The organism is Helicobacter pylori (assembly GCA_008032955.1).
In the GTDB taxonomy this organism is placed as follows: Bacteria; Campylobacterota; Campylobacteria; order Campylobacterales; family Helicobacteraceae; genus Helicobacter; species Helicobacter pylori_DC.
The window spans coordinates 904,174-921,757 of record CP032046.1; the positions used below are offsets into that span (position 1 = coordinate 904,174).

Consider the following 17,584-nt stretch of genomic DNA (forward strand, 5'->3'; position numbering starts at 1 on the left):
AAAAATTGAGAATTACGCTTTAGCTTGGCTAGTAGTCAAGTCTTTAGTTATTAAGTCTTTATTGGGTAAAAACACTCTCATGCTAGTATTTTCACTCCGTTTAAGCCCCAATGATGCTTGGTGTTGAAATAGAATGATAGGGTTTGACTAATTCATACCTTCTAAGTCTTCTGATATTGACTAAAGCGGTATTGGCTGAAATGGCTTGTGTCATGCTGCTTGTAGGGCGCGAAGAAGTGAGCGTATTCACACTCCCTGCATTGCACCTTGGGTTTCTAGTATTCACATCTTCTGGGTCATACCATGCCCCTTTTTGGATACTCAAAACCCCTTGACGGATATTCTTAGTTACAAACGCCCCTGCTAACAACCTCCCCTAGCGTTAAACACTTCTACAATTTCACCATGCCTAATGCCTAATTTATTAGCGTCTAGTTCGTTGATCATTACAGGCTCTCTGCCTTGAATTTTATACACATTCCTAACCCAAGTGTTATCAAGCTGTGAATTAACACGGTATTTTGGGTGCGGAGAGATTAAATGGAACGGATAAATCTCAGCCATTTTAGAGCCTAGCCACTCAGCTGGCTCAAACCAAGTGGGATGCCCTTTAAAATCAGCCAGTTTAAAATCCGTGCATTTTTGAGAAAAAATTTGAATTTTCCCGCTCTCTGTATCCAGCTTATTATTAATAGGGTCTTGCCTGAATTTCGCATGACGCACAAACTTTCTCGCATTTTCAGGGATTTCAAACTCCACAAAGCCATCCCTCCAAAACTGATCAAACGATTTCAAAGTAGGGCCATCGCTTTTTTCATAAAGACCCTTAATCCATTCCATGTAACTCTTAGATTCAGTGAATCGCTGCTCTGTTTCATTGCCCCCAACGCGTAAAGCAAGCTGTCTGAAAATCTCATAATCGTCTTTGGATTCATAAACAGGCTCTACCACCTTACGCATGGCATAAACCACATTCTTAGAATAACTCCCTCCAAAAGTAATATCATCTCTTTCCATAGTGCTAGTGGAAGCAAAGACAATATCAGCGAATTTCGCCGTAGGCGTCCACCAAGGCTCATGCACGATCACGCAATCTAAGGTCCTTAAAGTGCGAATCAGCTCGTTTGTATCAGCTTCATGCCCTAACAAATCCGCCCCACAATTATAAATCATTTTGATTTTAGGTAATTTGAGTTTTTTACCCATAAAATCAATTTCTTTATCCGGATTCAAAATCGCTTCAGAAATTCTAGATGCTGGAATAACGCTTTTTACAGAATTATGCCCTTGCGAAATCATAGGAACAATTCTTGCCCCTGAGCTCGCTTGAGCGTTTCCTCCATAATGCATAGAAAAGCCAAAGCCCCCACCCGATAAGCCCACTTGACCAATCATGCTGGCTAAAACAATTAACGCCCAATCCAGTTGCTCGCCATGCTGAGCTCTTTGCATGGCCCAATTACCCGCTAAAAAAGTGCGCTTAGAGACAAATAAATCCGCTAATTCTTTGATTTTTTCTGCACTCACTCCAGTGATTTGAGACGCCCATTCTAAAGTTTTAGGCGCATTATCGCTCTCTCCTAGCAAATAGGGTAAAAATTTATCAAAACCATCAGTGTATTTAGCGATAAACGCTTTATCGTATTGATTGCTTGTATAAAGATAATGCATCATGCCTAGCATTAACGCTACATCAGTATTAGGGCGAATGGGTATCCATTCAGCGTTAAAGGCTTGAGCGGTTTCGGTATAAATGGGATCAATACTAATGAATTTAATACCGGCTCTTTTATACTTAGGGTAGTAGCTGTCATTGACATGGTTTGGCACAAAATAATCAATGCGGTTGCACTTGAATAAATCCGCCCCCCACATGACATACACCTTACAATTTTTAATCATCTCTTCATGCGTGGTTTGTTGCGAATAAACTTCCATATCCCCTACAATCATAGGGTTTATTCTTGCAGCCGCGCCATTGCCATATTCCCCATCAGTGCCAATAGCCCCCCCTAAAGTCGTATTAAAAAAACGCCATGCTAGATTATTACAACGATGCAAGCTACCCGCATGCCCCCAACCACCATAACTGGCATTAAAGATGTTTTCTTTAGGGATTTCTTTAAGCTTTTTAGCCGCTAAATCCAATGCCACGTCCCAGCTCACGCGCACAAACTCTTCTCTCCCGCGCAATTCTTTGTGATTTTTTTTGTTTTCTAAGAAGCTCTTACGCACGCAAGGATACTTCACCCTACTATCTGAATACACCCTATCTGCCATCGCTTTTAACATCATGGTAGGGTTATAATCGCTCTTTTGGGGGACAATATCTTTAATCACTCCATTTTGAACCTTTGCGATAAAGGGGCCAAAATGCGTTGCATGCGGAATGGATTCCACTTTTTCAAAACTATTAATGGCTTTTAAAACATTAACGCTAGCGAGCGCGATTGGGATTTTTGTTAGGATACTCCTGCGTGAAATGGACATGGTTCTCCTTCAAGCTTGCATTCTGTTAAAACACCCCAAATTCTAACATAGATTCACCTAAAATTACCGCTAATGATCCCTCAAAGCATGGGCGTTAATTGAAAACTACTTTTTATTCACGCTGCTCATGTCAGCGACTTTCCCCCACATCAAGCGGTATTTCCTCTTCATGAATTCAATTTCTTCTCTCGCTTGATTGAGTTCATCTCGCAAAAGATCAATGGTTTTTTTATCTTCTTCATAGACTTCTTGCATAGAGATTAAAGCGTCTTTTAAAAACATGTTTTCATTTTTAAAGGCTGAAATCGTTTCATCTTTAGCGCCAATGACTTTATCATGCAAATTTAAAATCGTGTTAATGGTCTTTTCCACGAACACAGGCTCTAAAGAGCGCCCGTTCATATCCATAGAAATCAAATTATTTTCTACCTTTTTGATTAGAGCGTTTGTCCCGCTGCTCGCATCAATTAAGAGCTTGTTGTGGCTTATTTTGCTCTTGATTTTACCAAGATTCACTAATTCCAAAATCCTTTCTTTAGGAAGCCCTGAAAGGCGGCTAAATTCTTCTAATTCAAGCCATGCTAAAGTGCTCAAATCTTCTAAAACCACCGGCTCTTTAGACTCTTTTTCTTTATCCTCTACTTCTTGCTCATTTTGTTGTGTCGCTTGCGCTTTGTTCAAATCTAAAATATCCAAATTTTTCCTTAAAAATAGTTTTAGCTTAACGCAATTTTTTAACCGCTTTTTTCAAGCTGTCTAGCAAATAATCAATATCGTTTATGGAGTGCGTGAAGTGCAAGCTCACTCTAAGCCATCCGGGTTTAGCGTTAAAATCGCTTGACTTTTGAGCGTTAAGATTCAATAAATCATGCCCATAAGGCCCCGCGCAAGAGCAACCTGCACGGGTCTCAATAGCGTATTCATAGCTTAAAACCCTCGCTAAATCATAGGGCGAAATCCCCCCAATATTAAAAGCCACTACCCCCACACGACTCGCTGTTAAATTCCCATAAATATTAATAGCGGGCAAGTCTTTTAAGCCATGCATAAGCACTCTTAAAAGGTTGTTTTCTTTCTTGTGGATAAAATCCAAACCGCATTCATCTCTTAATTGATACGCTAGAGCACTCCTGTAAAATTGCAACAACCCTGGCGTGCCAAATTCTTCCCTCAAAGGCAATTCATCAATAAATTCATGCCGTGTGCAATTAGCGTATTTAATCACGCCCCCTGCGCTAAAACTCGGGGCGATTTGCGTGTCAATCAAATCTTTAGAAATGCCTAAAAGACCGCACCCTCCAATACCCCCTAAAAGCTTATGAGGCGCATAAAAACCGGTTTGGTACTCGCAATCTTTAGGGTTGGCATGCGCGCTAAAATTCGCTAAATCCAAAGCCAAAGTAGCCCTATATTTCTTGCACAATGATGAAACTTCTTTTAAGGGCGTGAGCAGTCCGGTTACGTTAGAAGCCGCGCTCATAGAAACCAGGCTGTTAGGGGATTTTTTTAAAGTTTGCTCTAAAATTTCTAAATCCAATAAGCCATGTTCATTCAAAGGGATACGCACCACTTCACACAAGCCTTCACGCCAGCTAATCTCATTAGAATGATGCTCATAAGGCCCTACAATCACACGCTTTAAAGCCATATCTTTCAAATACGGCTCTAAATTTTTCTTCGTTTTTGAAGGGATACACACCCCTAAAATTTCTTGAAATTTCTTAATCGCTGAGCTCGCCCCATACCCTGCGCTCAAGACGCAATGATTATCGCTCAAATTTAAAGAACGCTTCAACTTTTCTTGGCACTCTTTTAAAAGCATGCCCATTAAAATCGCATGTTTAGAAGCGACAGAATGAGCGTTCGCGTAATAAGGCAGTAAGGATTTCACGCGCTTTTCCACTAAAACGCTCGCTAAACCTGAAGCCCCCCAGTCAAAATAAGACACCCCTTTTTTTAAAATAATGCTGGATTTAACCTGCTCTAAAGGACTCTCGTTAGGGTTGAGTAAGGGGGCAAAACTCCTGTTTAAAAACGCTTGCACGAAACACCACCAACGCTTTTAATGTTTGTCTCCGCTTAAAATATGAAAATGCAAATGCATCACCTCTTGCCCGGCGTTTTTACCCACATTGGTTAAAAGCTTGTAACCCTCTTCTTTGATGCCTAATTTTTCCACCACTTCAAAAATAAAACTTGTCATTTGCGCCATAAGCTCTGGGGTGATGCCATTAAAATCCTGAATGCTTTGCTTAGGGATCACTAACGCATGCACTTTCGCTTTAGGGTTAATGTCATAAAAGGATAAAAAACGCTCGTTTTCTAAAATCTTAGAACAAGGGATTTCGCCTTGGATTATTTTTTCAAACACATTCATGCTTTTTTGCTCCCTTTTAAGGTTTTTCTTTTATTAAAGTTGTATTATAGCTTTTTAAAAATAAAATATAAGGATCATTATTGCACACCTTAATAGAGCGATTAGAAAAGGTTACTAATAGCAAAGAGTTAGAAGAAGTGCGTTTGAATGCTTTGGGTAAAAAAGGGGTTTTTGCGGATAAATTCAACCAGCTCAAAAATCTAAACGGCGAAGAAAAAAACGCCTTTGCTAAAGAAATCCACCATTATAAACAAGCGTTTGAAAAGGCCTTTGAATGGAAAAAAAAGGCTATTTTAGAGCTTGAATTAGAAGAACGCTTGAAAAAAGAAAAAATTGATGTGAGCTTGTTTAACGCTATCAAAACAAGCTCTTCTCACCCTTTAAATCACACTAAAAATAAAATCATTGAATTTTTCACCCCATTAGGATACAAGCTTGAAATCGGCTCTTTAGTGGAAGATGATTTCCATAATTTCAGCGCTTTAAACTTGCCTCCTTACCACCCTGCAAGAGACATGCAAGACACTTTTTATTTTAAAGATCACAAGCTTTTAAGGACCCACACTTCGCCCGTTCAAATCCACACCATGCAAGAACAAACCCCACCCATTAAAATGATCTGTTTAGGCGAAACCTTTAGGCGCGATTATGATTTGACCCACACGCCCATGTTCCATCAAATTGAAGGGCTTGTCGTGGATCAAAAAGGGAATATCCGTTTCACGCACTTAAAGGGCGTGATCGAAGACTTTTTGCATTATTTCTTTGGCGGCGTGAAATTAAGGTGGCGTTCTAGCTTTTTCCCTTTCACAGAGCCAAGCGCTGAAGTGGATATTAGTTGCGTGTTTTGCAAGCAGGAAGGCTGTAGGGTTTGCTCGCACACGGGCTGGTTAGAAGTGTTAGGTTGTGGCATGGTCAATAATGCGGTGTTTGAAGCCATAGGGTATGAGAATGTGAGCGGGTTTGCCTTTGGCATGGGGATTGAAAGATTGGCCATGCTGACTTGTCAAATCAATGATTTACGCAGTTTCTTTGAAACTGATTTGAGAGTGTTGGAGAGTTTTTAATGAAACTAAGCGTCAATGATTTGAATGTTTTTGTCAATACGCCTAAAGATATAGCCAAACTCTGTGAGGATTTGAGCTGCTTAGGCTTAGAAGTGGAAAGCTGTATCCCTTGTATCGCTCCTAAAAATGTGGTTGTGGGTAAAGTTTTAGAAAAAGCCCCCCACAAAAACGCTGAAAAACTCAGCGTGTGTCAAGTGGATATTGGCAAAGAAGTGTTGCCAGTCGTGTGCGGGGCTAAAAATGTCGCGCCAAACCAATTTGCGCCAGTCGCTCTCAAAGGAGCGATCATAGGCTCAACCACAATCGCTAAAACCGAGCTTAGGGGGGTAGAAAGCCATGGCATGATTTGCTCTAGCATTGAATTAGGCTTCCCTAAAATCAATGATGGCATCTTGGAATTAGATGAGAGCGTTGGGGAGTTGGTTTTAGGGAAGGAATTACATGAATACGCCCCTTTCAACACGCATGTTTTAGAAATTTCATTGACCCCCAATCGTGGGGATTGCTTGAGCGTTTTAGGTATTGCTAGAGAGATTAGCGCCTTTTATCACACGCCCCTAAAACCCATTAAGGCTCTAAATTTTACGCCAACAAGCGATTTGATCACGCTTAGTGCGGGTGAAAATATTGAATCGCATCTAGCTTATTATTTGATTTGCAACCATTCATTAAAAACCCCTTTAAATATCAAGCTTTCGCTCGCTCATAACAATGCCTTAAGCGAGAACGATCTGAACAATTTCATAGAATTTAGCGCGCATTTTAGTGGGGTAATATTGAACGCTTATAGCCTGAATAAAACCCCTATGGATTTGAGCGTGAAAAACGATGAAAACAACCTTGAAAGCGTTTATATCAACCATCAAAAACGCTCCACTATCGCTATCAAGCATCAAGATCAAAAAGATTTGAGCGAGTGTTTGCTTTTAGAGGCGAGTTATACCGATCCTGTAAGCCTGTCTTTAAAATTACACGCTCTAAAAGACAAAACGCTTCAAAAAGACAACGCCCTTATTTATAGGAGCGCTAGAGGGAGCAACCCTAATCTATCAGACGGCCTGAATTTTTTAAGCACTCATTTAAAAGCCACGATTTTAGAAAGCAAACAAACCAAGCATTCTTTAAAAGATCACGCCCTTAAATTCCAGCTTGAAGACATCACCGAAATTTTGGGACTTGCTGTAGAAGAAGAAAAAATTCAAGGCATTTTAAAAAGTTTAGGTTTTAAAGTTAGCATAAAAGTGTCAAACTCAAAACCCCAAGTTTTAGAGGTTATCGTTCCCAATTTCAGGCATGACATTAAAACGATCCAAGATATTGCTGAAGAAATCTTGCGCTTTGTAGGGATTGATAATTTGATCTCAAAGCCCCTTGATTGCGTCAGTAGCAAAAATTCAAACCCCCATTATGACACGCACCGCTTTTTTGAAAACCTTAAACACAAGGCTCTCGCTTGCGGTTTTAAAGAAGTCATTCATTATGTGTTTTATTCTAAAGAAAAGCAGCAAAAACTAGGCTTTGAAGTTTTAGAAGATCCCCTAGAATTGCAAAACCCTATCACAACGGAGTTAAACACCCTAAGAACGAGCCTTGTTTGCGGGCTTTTAGACGCCAGTTTAAGGAATAAGAATTTAGGGTTTAAAAGCATAGCCCTTTATGAAAAGGGGAGCGTGTATAACTCTAAAAGAGAAGAAACCCAAAAACTAGGCTTTTTAGCGAGCGGCTTGCAAAAAAAAGAAAGTTACCCTGATGCTAAGGGCAAGGCTTGGGATTTTTACTCTTTTGCCGAATGCGTTTCAAAAGTTATAGGGGATTTTAGCTTGGAAAAACTAACCACTCAAACCCCTATTAACCACCCTTACCAGAGCGCTAAAATCATTCAAAATCATGAAATCATAGGCGTAATCGCTAAAATCCACCCCAAAGTGATCCAGGAATTGGATTTGTTTGAAAGCTATTACGCTGAGATAGACGCTTCTAAACTCAAACGCCATGCCATGCTGTTAAAGCCCTTTAGCATTTACCCTAGCAGTGTGAGGGATTTGACTCTCATCATTGATGAAAATACCGCTTTTAGCAAGATTAAAAAAGCCCTAAAAGACGCTCAAATCCCTAATTTAAGCGAGGTTCTACCCCTTGATATTTTTAAAGAAAGCGATAACACCATAGCCTTAAGCGTGCGTTGCGTGATCCATTCTTTAGAAAAAACCCTGAATGATGAAGAGGTCAATTCAGCCGTGCAAAAAGCACTTGAAATTTTAGAAAAAGAATTTAACGCCCGCCTTAAGGGATAATATAAAGGATAATATGTGATAGAGCTTGACATTAACGCTAGCGATAAATCGCTCTCACACAGAGCCGTTATTTTTAGCTTGCTCGCTCAAAAGCCTTGTGTTGTGCGGAATTTTTTAATGGGAGAAGATTGTTTAAGCTCTTTAGAAATCGCTCAAAATTTAGGGGCTAAAGTGGAAAATACCGCCAAAAATTCTTTTAAAATCACGCCCCCAACGGCTATAAAAGAGCCTAATAAGATTTTAAATTGCAACAATTCTGGCACCAGTATGCGTTTATACAGCGGGCTTTTAAGCGCTCAAAAAGGCCTTTTTGTTTTAAGCGGGGACAATTCCCTAAACTCACGCCCCATGAAAAGAATCATTGAGCCTTTAAAAGCTTTTGGGGCAAGGATTTTAGGGAGAGAGGATAACCATTTCGCCCCCTTAGTGATCTTAGGGAATCCTTTAAAAGCTTGTCATTATGAAAGCCCTATCGCTTCAGCTCAAGTCAAAAGCGCTTTTATTTTAAGCGCTTTGCAAGCTCAAGGCGTAAGCGTTTATAAAGAAAGCGAGCTTAGCCGTAACCACACAGAAATCATGCTTAAAAGTTTGGGAGCTGACATTCAAAATCAAGACGGCGTTTTAAAAATTTCACCCCTAGAAAAACCCCTAGAAGCTTTTGATTTTACTATAGCTAATGATCCGTCTAGTGCGTTTTTTTTCGCTCTCGCTTGTGCGATTACGCCAAAAAGCCGCCTTCTTTTAAAAAATGTCTTGCTCAACCCCACTCGCATAGAAGCTTTTGAAGTTTTGAAAAAAATGGGCGCTTCCATAGAGTATGCGATTCAATCCAAAGATTTAGAAATCATTGGCGATATTTATATAGAACATGCCCCTTTAAAAGCGATCGCTATTAATCAAAATACCGCTAGCCTTATTGATGAAATCCCTGCTTTAAGCATCGCTATGCTTTTTGCAAAAGGCAAAAGCATGGTTAAAAACGCTAAAGATTTACGAGCCAAAGAAAGCGATAGGATTAAAGCGGTTGTTTCTAATCTCAAGGCTTTAGGGATTGAGTGCGAAGAGTTTGAAGACGGGTTTTATATAGAGGGATTAGAAGATATAAGCCCATTAAAACAGCATTTTTCTAAGATTAAACCCCCCCTTATCAAAAGCTTCAATGATCACAGGATTGCGATGAGTTTTGCTGTTTTAACTTTAGCACTGCCTTTAGAAATTGATAATTTAGAATGCGCAAACATTTCTTTCCCGCAATTCAAACGCTTGCTCAATCTATTCAAAAAAGGGAGTTTTAATGGAAATTAAAATGGCTAAGGATTATGGTTTTTGTTTTGGCGTCAAAAGAGCGATACAAATCGCTGAAAAAAATCAAAACAGCTTGATTTTTGGCTCGCTCATCCATAACGCTAAAGAAATCAATCGTTTGGAAAAAAACTTCAATGTGAAAATTGAAGAAGACCCTAAAAAAATCCCTAAAAATAAGAGCGTGATCATAAGAACCCATGGCATTCCTAAGCAGGATTTAGAATACTTGAAAAATAAGGGGGTCAAAATCACTGATGCGACTTGCCCGTATGTGATCAAACCTCAGCAAATTGTGGAATCCATGAGCAAAGAAGGGTATCAAATCGTGCTTTTTGGGGATATTAACCACCCTGAAGTCAAGGGCGTGATCAGCTATGCCACTAACCAAGCTCTAGTCATCAATTCGTTAGAAGAATTGCAAGAAAAAAAATTGCAACGAAAAGTGGCTTTAGTTTCTCAAACCACCAAACAAACCCCAAAACTCTTGCAAATCGCTTCCTATTTGGTGGAAAGATGCACTGAAGTGCGTATTTTTAACACGATTTGTAACGCCACTTCCTACAACCAAAAAGCCGCTTTGGATTTGAGTAAGGAAGTGGATATTATGATAGTCGTGGGTGGTAAAACTTCCTCAAACACCAAACAGCTCTTAAGCATCGCCAAACAGCATTGCAAAGACAGCTACTTGGTAGAAGATGAAAACGAATTAGAGTTGGCGTGGTTTAAGGATAAAAAATTGTGTGGGATTACCGCTGGGGCTTCCACGCCGGACTGGATTATAGAAAATGTCAAGCAAAAAATCAGCACGATTTAACACATTTTGAAAATTTTCTTTAAAAAAACCGCTAATTGTTAGTTTTTAAACGATTTTGTAAGCTAAAAAAGGATACAATACCCTTAAGGATTTTATATTTATTTTATAGTAAGGCAGTCAATGAGCAAGATAGCAGATGATCAGAACTTTAATGACGAGGAGGAAAACTTCGCAAAACTCTTTAAAAAAGAATTAGAAAAAGAAGAAACCCTAGAAAAAGGCACTATCAAAGAAGGGCTAATCGTTTCCATCAATGAGAATGATGGTTATGCCATGGTGAGCGTGGGCGGTAAGACAGAAGGCCGTTTGGCTTTGAGTGAGATCACCGATGAAAAGGGGCAGTTGCTGTATCAAAAAAATGACCCCATTATCGTGCATGTGTCCGAGAAAGGTGAACACCCTAGCGTTTCCTACAAAAAGGCCATTTCCCAACAAAAGATTCAGGCTAAAATTGAAGAATTGGGCGAAAACTATGAAAATGCCATTATTGAAGGCAAGATTGTAGGCAAGAATAAAGGGGGCTATATTGTGGAGTCTCAAGGCGTGGAGTATTTCCTCTCCCGCTCGCACTCTTCTTTAAAGAATGACGCAAACCATATCGGCAAACGCATTAAAGCGTGTATCATTCGTGTGGATAAGGAAAACCATTCTATCAATATTTCTCGCAAACGATTCTTTGAAGTCAATGACAAACGACAGCTTGAGGTTTCTAAAGAATTGTTAGAAGCTAAAGAGTCGGTGTTAGGGGTTGTGAGGCAGATCACCCCTTTTGGCATTTTTGTAGAAGCTAAGGGGATTGAGGGCTTGGTTCATTATTCTGAAATCAGCCATAAAGGGCCAGTAAACCCTGAAAAATACTACAAAGAGGGCGATGAAGTCTATGTCAAAGCTATCGCTTATGATGCAGAAAAAAGACGCCTTTCACTCTCCATAAAAGCGACCATAGAAGACCCATGGGAAGAGATCCAAGACAAACTAAAACCCGGATACGCCATTAAGGTGGTGGTGAGCAATATTGAACATTACGGGGTGTTTGTGGATATTGGTAATGATATTGAAGGCTTTTTGCATGTTTCTGAAATCTCTTGGGATAAAAATGTCAGCCACCCTAGCCATTACTTGAGCGTGGGGCAGGAGATTGATGTGAAGATCATTGACATTGATCCTAAAAACCGCCGCTTAAGGGTTTCTTTAAAACAACTCACTAACAGGCCTTTTGATGTTTTTGAATCCAAACACCAGGTAGGGGATGTTTTAGAAGGCAAAGTGGCGACTTTAACGGATTTTGGGGCGTTTTTGAATCTAGGTGGGGTGGATGGTTTGCTCCACAATCACGATGCTTTTTGGGATAAAGATAAAAAATGCAAAGACCACTATAAAATTAGCGATGTGATCAAAGTGAAAATCCTTAAAATCAACAAAAAAGATAAAAAGATTTCTTTGAGCGCGAAGCACTTGGTGACTTCCCCTACAGAAGAATTCGCTCAAAAGCATAAAACAGACAGCGTGATTCAAGGCAAAGTGGTGAGCATTAAGGATTTTGGCGTTTTCATTCATGCTGATGGCATTGATGTGCTGATCAAAAATGAAGATTTGAACCCCTTGAAAAAAGATGAAATCAGAATGGGGCAGGAAATCACTTGCGTGGTTGTTGCGATTGAAAAATCTAACAACAAGGTGCGTGCTTCTGTGCATAGGTTAGAGCGCAAAAAAGAAAAAGAAGAATTGCAAGCTTTTAACACGAGCGATGATAAAATGACTTTAGGGGATATTCTTAAAGAAAAACTCTAAAGAGCGATTTTAAAAGCATGAGAATGGCATGAGATTTAAGGGTGTTGTTGCTTTTATTTCCCTAACTGTCGCTCTTGGCGTTTTAGCCTATTTGTTTTTAAGCGTTAAAAAAGAAATGCCCGTTGCTTCTCATGCGATCTCTCAAACACATGCGATCTCTCAAACCAATGAAAAAAGCCATGAAATCAACCTAGAAGAAAGCCCTAATAATCCTAATACCCCTAACGATGAAAAAGCCCCCCATAACGAAGAAGATCATAATAACACCCTTTCTCAAAACCTTGATGCGCAAGAAGTCATCAATTACCCCGTTATTGAGCATCATTTTGAAATCCCTTTTGAAGAAAAAAAAAGGGAGTATTCAAAGCTTATCATTAAGGATTTAAAGGACTATCAATGGTGGTGTTTAAAAGAAATCCTCAAAAAAGAACAAATTGATTACGCTTACGATAACACCAAAAACCAACCCAACCTCATCATCTATTTAGATGAAAATAAAAAAGAACGCTTGCTGGCTGATTTAGACTATTATAAAATACGCTATCATGCTGTTTTTTAAATTCAAAGGATAAAAATGTATCAAGTAGCCATTTGCGACCCCATCCATGCTAAAGGCATTCAAATTTTAGAAGCCCAAAAAGACATTGTCTTGCATGATTATTCCAAATGCCCTAAAAAGGAGCTTTTAGAAAAACTCGTCCACATGGATGCACTCATCACGCGCAGCATGACCCCTATCACAAGCGATTTTTTAAAGCCCTTAACACACTTAAAATCCATCGTAAGAGCGGGCGTGGGAGTGGATAATATTGATTTAGAAAGTTGCTCTCAAAAAGGCATTGTGGTGATGAATATCCCTACCGCTAACACGATTGCCGCTGTGGAATTAACCATGGCGCATTTGATCAATGCGGTGCGCTCGTTCCCTTGCGCGAACGATCAAATCAAACACCAACGGCTATGGAAAAGAGAAGATTGGTATGGCACGGAATTGAAAAATAAAAAGCTGGGCATCATTGGTTTTGGGAATATTGGCTCTAGGGTGGGCATTAGAGCTAAAGCCTTTGAAATGGAGGTTCTAGCCTATGATCCTTATATCCCTTCTTCAAAAGCCACTGATTTAGGGGTCATTTACACAAAAAATTTTGAAGATATTTTGCAATGCGATATGATCACTATCCACACCCCTAAAAACAAAGAAACCATTAACATGATAGGCACTAAAGAGATTGAACGCATGAAAAAAGGGGTTATTTTGATCAATTGCGCTAGGGGGGGCTTTATAATGAAGACGCCCTTTATGAAGCTTTAGAAACCAAAAAAGTGCGTTGGCTTGGCATTGATGTCTTTTCTAAAGAGCCTGGCATTCATAACAAGCTTTTAGACTTGCCTAATGTGTATGCGACCCCCCATATTGGCGCGAACACTTTAGAATCCCAAGAAGAAATTTCCAAACAAGCCGCTCAAGGGGTTATGGAGTCTTTAAGAGGTTCAAGCCATCCGCATGCTTTGAATTTACCCATGCAAGCTTTTGATGCAAGCGCTAAAGCCTACTTGAATTTAGCGCAAAAATTGGGTTATTTTTCCAGTCAAATCCATAAGGGCGTGTGCCAAAAAATTGAACTCAGTCTTTGTGGGGAGATCAACCAATTTAAAGACGCTCTTGTAGCCTTTATGTTAGTGGGGGTGTTAAAACCTGTTGTAGGGGATAAAATCAATTACATTAACGCCCCCTTTGTGGCCAAAGAAAGAGGCATTGAGATTAAGGTTAGCCTTAAAGAAAGCGCTTCGCCCTATAAAAACATGCTCTCTTTAACTCTAAATGCGGCTAATGGTTCAATCAGCGTGAGCGGCACGGTGTTTGAAGAAGATATTTTAAAACTCACTGAGATTGATGGGTTTCATATTGATATAGAGCCAAAGGGTAAAATGCTTTTATTCAGGAATACGGATATTCCAGGCGTTATTGGGAGTGTGGGGAATGCGTTCGCTAGGCATGGTATTAACATCGCTGATTTTCGTTTGGGGCGTAACACGCAAAAAGAAGCTTTAGCGCTCATCATTGTAGATGAAGAAGTTTCTTTGGAAGTTTTAGAAGAGCTTAAAAACATTCCTGCATGCTTAAGCGTTCATTATGTGGTTATTTAAGGTAGTTGGATGCGAGATTTTTTAAAGCTTTTAAAAAAGCATGATGAATTAGAGATCATTGACACCCCCCTTGAAGTGGATTTGGAAATCGCTCATCTAGCCTATATAGAAGCGAAAAAACCTAATGGAGGCAAAGCCCTTTTATTCACGCAACCCATAAGAAAAGAGCATGACCAGATCAAAACCTTTGACATGCCGGTTTTGATGAACGCTTTTGGTTCTTTCAAACGCTTGGATCTTTTGTTAAAAACCCCCATAGAAAGCCTGCAGCAACGCATGCAAGCGTTCTTACACTTTAGTGCTCCTAAAAATTTCACTGAGAGTTTGAAAGTCTTAAAAGATTTATGGGATTTAAGACACATTTTCCCTAAAAAAACCACTCGCCCTAAAGATCTCATCATCAAGCAAGACAAAGAAGTCAATTTGTGGGATCTACCCGTTTTAAAAACTTGGGAAAAAGATGGCGGGGCTTTTATCACTATGGGGCAAGTCTATACCCAAAGCCTGGATCATAAAAAAAAGAATTTGGGCATGTATCGTTTGCAAGTTTATGATAAAAACCATTTAGGCTTGCATTGGCAAATCCATAAAGACTCCCAACTCTTTTTCCACGAATACGCTAAGGCTAAAGTCAAAATGCCTGTCAGTATCGCCATTGGTGGGGATTTGCTCTACACATGGTGCGCGACAGCCCCCTTACCTTATGGGGTTTATGAACTCATGCTCTATGGGTTTATGAGAGGAAAAAAAGCGCAAGTAATGCCATGCTTGAGTAATTCTTTGAGCGTGCCAAGGGATTGTGATATTGTGATAGAAGGGTTTGTGGATTGCGAAAAATTAGAGCTTGAAGGGCCTTTTGGGGATCACACTGGCTATTATACCCCCATTGAGTCTTACCCTGTTTTAGAAGTCAAAACCATTAGCTATAAAAAAGATTCCATTTACTTAGCCACTGTGGTGGGTAAGCCCCCTTTAGAAGACAAATACATGGGGTATTTGACTGAGCGTTTGTTCTTGCCCTTGCTTCAAATGAACGCCCCCAATCTGATAGATTATTATATGCCAGAAAATGGGGTGTTTCATAATTTGATTTTAGCCAAAATACACACGCGCTATAACGCTCATGCCAAACAAGTCATGCATGCTTTTTGGGGTGTGGGGCAGATGAGTTTTGTCAAACATGCGATTTTTGTCAATGAAGACGCTCCCAATCTAAGAGATACCAACGCTATCATTGAGTATGTATTAGAAAATTTTTCTAAAGAAAAAATTCTCATCTCTCAAGGCATATGCGACGCTTTAGATCATGCAAGCCCTGAATACGCTATGGGGGGGAAACTCGGTATTGATGCGACCTCTAAAAGCAACACCCCCCACCCCACGCTTTTAAACGATAACGCCTTATTGGCGCTTTTACAAGATAAAATGCCAAATATCGTTCTTTTGAAGCAATATTACCCGCACACCCGTAACCCCATTTGCGTAATCAGCGTGGAAAAGAAAGACAAAAGCGTCATTGAATTGGCTAAAAATTTGCTCGCTTTTGAAGAATATTTACGCATTGTCATCTTTGTAGAGCATACCAGCAACGATTTAAACAACCCTTACATGCTGTTATGGCGCATCGTTAATAACATTGATGCGCAACGCGATATTCTTACCTCTAAACATTGTTTTTTTATAGACGCTACCAATAAGGGCGTTATGGATAAACATTTTAGAGAATGGCCTACAGAAACCAATTGCTCCATGGAAGTCATAGAGGGTTTGAAAAAGAAAGGGCTTTTAAAAGATTTTGAAACTTTAAATCAAAAATTCCACCTCACGCATTCTTTTAGCACGCATAAAGAAGATCTATAAAGAAGAGCTATGACAGATTATAGCCAAAGGATTGATACCCTCATCGCAAAAATAGAAAAGGCTCGCATCGCCTATTCAAGGCACCACATTGTAAAAATCGTGGCTGTTTCAAAAAACGCTTCCTTAGAAGCCATTCAACATTACTATAACTGCTCTCAAAGGGCTTTTGGAGAAAATAAAGTTCAAGATTTAAAAATTAAAATGCATTCTTTAGAGCATTTACCCCTTGAATGGCACATGATAGGCTCTTTGCAAGAAAATAAAATCAATGCGCTTTTGAGTTTAAAACCCGCTCTTTTGCATTCTTTAGACTCCTTAAAACTCGCTTTGAAAATAGAAAAGCGTTGCGAAATGTTGGGCGTCAATTTAAACGCTCTTTTACAGGTTAATAGCGCGTATGAGGAAAGTAAAAGCGGGGTAATGCCTGAAGAAACGCTAGAAGTTTATTCTCAAATCAGTGAAACTTGCAAGCACCTCAAGCTTAAGGGGCTTATGTGTATAGGGGCTCATGCTGATGATGAAAAGGAAATTGAAAAATCCTTTATTACCACCAAAAAGCTTTTTGACCGATTAAAGAATGCGAGCGTTCTTTCAATGGGCATGAGCGATGATTTTGAATTGGCGATTGCTTGCGGGGCTAATCTTTTAAGGATTGGCTCTTTTTTATTTAAAGAGTAAGATGCTAGAATCTTATGCGCTTAAAAGTGGGGCTGTTTTTATCTCTGATGCGCATTTTTTGCCTAAAAGCCCTCATTTGATCAATACGCTTAAAGAACTTTTAAGCGCCAAACCCCCACAAGTCTTTTTCATGGGCGATATTTTCCATGTTCTTGTGGGCTATTTACCCCTAGATAAAGAGCAGCAAAAAATCATTGATCTAATCCATGCGTTAAGCGAAATTTCACAAGTCTTTTATTTTGAAGGCAATCATGATTTTTCCATGCGTTTTGTGTTCAATTCTAAAGTGGTGGTTTTTGAGCGCCAAAACCAGCCCGTATTATTCCAACATGATAACAAACGCTTTTTACTAGCCCATGGGGATTTATTCATCACTAAAGCGTATGAATTTTACATCACGCAACTCACTTCCACTTGGGCCAGATTTTTTATAACTTTTTTAAATTTATTAAGTTTTAAAACCTTATACCCTTTTTTGAAAAAACGCATCTATCAAAAACCCATCCGCCTTTGGGAATTAGAGCCAAAAGAGTTGCAATCTTTTATTGAAAAGCGCCTAAAAGCCTATCAAAACTATATTAAAGATCTCAACATTGATAGCATTGACGGCATTATAGAGGGGCATTTTCATCTCAAAAGCGGTGTAAAAATCCCCTTGAATGCGCCGATTTATTGCCCACTGCCTTCCTTTTATTACGAACAAAGTCTTTTTAAGGTATCATCAAGCATTTTAGAACCATCTCAAGATAAGGACGCCTAA

General features: G+C 39.5%; 12 protein-coding genes and 2 pseudogenes. 10 read left to right on the forward strand and 4 right to left on the reverse strand.

Translation table 11 applies throughout. The features are described 5' to 3' along the window. Positions 1-100: 100 nt before the first annotated feature. The 4 genes and pseudogenes from D2C72_04370 to D2C72_04385 all read right to left on the reverse strand — a co-directional run bounded on the left by D2C72_04370 (position 101) and on the right by D2C72_04385 (position 4,867). Positions 101-2,490: pseudogene (locus D2C72_04370) on the reverse strand (molybdopterin guanine dinucleotide-containing S/N-oxide reductase). 105 nt (positions 2,491-2,595) lie between these two features. After that, positions 2,596-3,186, reverse strand: a complete 591-nt coding sequence (locus tag D2C72_04375; protein ID QEF43558.1) for a DUF3972 domain-containing protein — start codon at positions 3,184-3,186, stop codon at positions 2,596-2,598. A 25-nt stretch (positions 3,187-3,211) separates the two neighbouring features. Further along, positions 3,212-4,534 carry an aminotransferase class V-fold PLP-dependent enzyme gene (locus D2C72_04380; GenBank protein QEF43559.1) on the reverse strand — a complete coding sequence of 441 codons (1,323 nt, stop codon included), beginning with the start codon at positions 4,532-4,534 and terminating at the stop codon, positions 3,212-3,214. Positions 4,535-4,552: 18 nt separating this feature from the next. Then, positions 4,553-4,867, reverse strand: coding sequence for a histidine triad nucleotide-binding protein (locus tag D2C72_04385; protein QEF43560.1), 315 nt, complete (start codon positions 4,865-4,867; stop codon positions 4,553-4,555). 80 nt (positions 4,868-4,947) lie between these two features. Here D2C72_04385 and D2C72_04390 point away from each other — a divergent pair, with 80 nt between their 5' ends. The 10 genes and pseudogenes from D2C72_04390 to D2C72_04435 all read left to right on the forward strand — a co-directional run bounded on the left by D2C72_04390 (position 4,948) and on the right by D2C72_04435 (position 17,584). Further along, the gene (locus tag D2C72_04390; GenBank protein QEF43561.1) at positions 4,948-5,934 is read left to right on the forward strand and encodes a phenylalanine--tRNA ligase subunit alpha; all 987 of its coding nucleotides are present in this window, start codon (positions 4,948-4,950) and stop codon (positions 5,932-5,934) included. Further along, positions 5,934-8,228 carry a phenylalanine--tRNA ligase subunit beta gene (locus tag D2C72_04395; protein QEF43562.1) on the forward strand — a complete coding sequence of 765 codons (2,295 nt, stop codon included), beginning with the start codon at positions 5,934-5,936 and terminating at the stop codon, positions 8,226-8,228. Before D2C72_04390 ends, D2C72_04395 begins: the two co-directional genes overlap by 1 nt. A gap of 15 nt (positions 8,229-8,243) precedes the next feature. Continuing rightward, complete coding sequence (aroA, locus tag D2C72_04400; GenBank protein ID QEF43563.1) at positions 8,244-9,533, forward strand: 3-phosphoshikimate 1-carboxyvinyltransferase; 1,290 nt, start codon at positions 8,244-8,246, stop codon at positions 9,531-9,533. Further along, a complete protein-coding gene (locus D2C72_04405) occupies positions 9,523-10,347 on the forward strand; it encodes a 4-hydroxy-3-methylbut-2-enyl diphosphate reductase (protein ID QEF43564.1) in 825 nt (274 codons plus the stop codon). The genes aroA and D2C72_04405 overlap by 11 nt, the downstream gene beginning before the upstream one ends. Positions 10,348-10,467: 120 nt before the next feature. Further along, positions 10,468-12,138, forward strand: coding sequence for a 30S ribosomal protein S1 (locus D2C72_04410; GenBank protein ID QEF43565.1), 1,671 nt, complete (start codon positions 10,468-10,470; stop codon positions 12,136-12,138). A gap of 28 nt (positions 12,139-12,166) precedes the next feature. Beyond that, on the forward strand, positions 12,167-12,697 hold the full coding sequence (locus tag D2C72_04415) for a hypothetical protein (GenBank protein ID QEF43566.1): 531 nt from the start codon (positions 12,167-12,169) through the stop codon (positions 12,695-12,697). 15 nt (positions 12,698-12,712) lie between these two features. Continuing rightward, a pseudogene (locus D2C72_04420) lies at positions 12,713-14,286 on the forward strand (phosphoglycerate dehydrogenase). Positions 14,287-14,295: 9 nt separating this feature from the next. Continuing rightward, positions 14,296-16,146, forward strand: a complete 1,851-nt coding sequence (locus D2C72_04425; protein QEF43567.1) for a menaquinone biosynthesis decarboxylase — start codon at positions 14,296-14,298, stop codon at positions 16,144-16,146. A gap of 9 nt (positions 16,147-16,155) precedes the next feature. Further along, positions 16,156-16,824, forward strand: a complete 669-nt coding sequence (locus tag D2C72_04430; GenBank protein QEF43568.1) for a YggS family pyridoxal phosphate-dependent enzyme — start codon at positions 16,156-16,158, stop codon at positions 16,822-16,824. Position 16,825: 1 nt separating this feature from the next. After that, on the forward strand, positions 16,826-17,584 hold the full coding sequence (locus D2C72_04435; protein QEF43569.1) for a UDP-2,3-diacylglucosamine diphosphatase: 759 nt from the start codon (positions 16,826-16,828) through the stop codon (positions 17,582-17,584).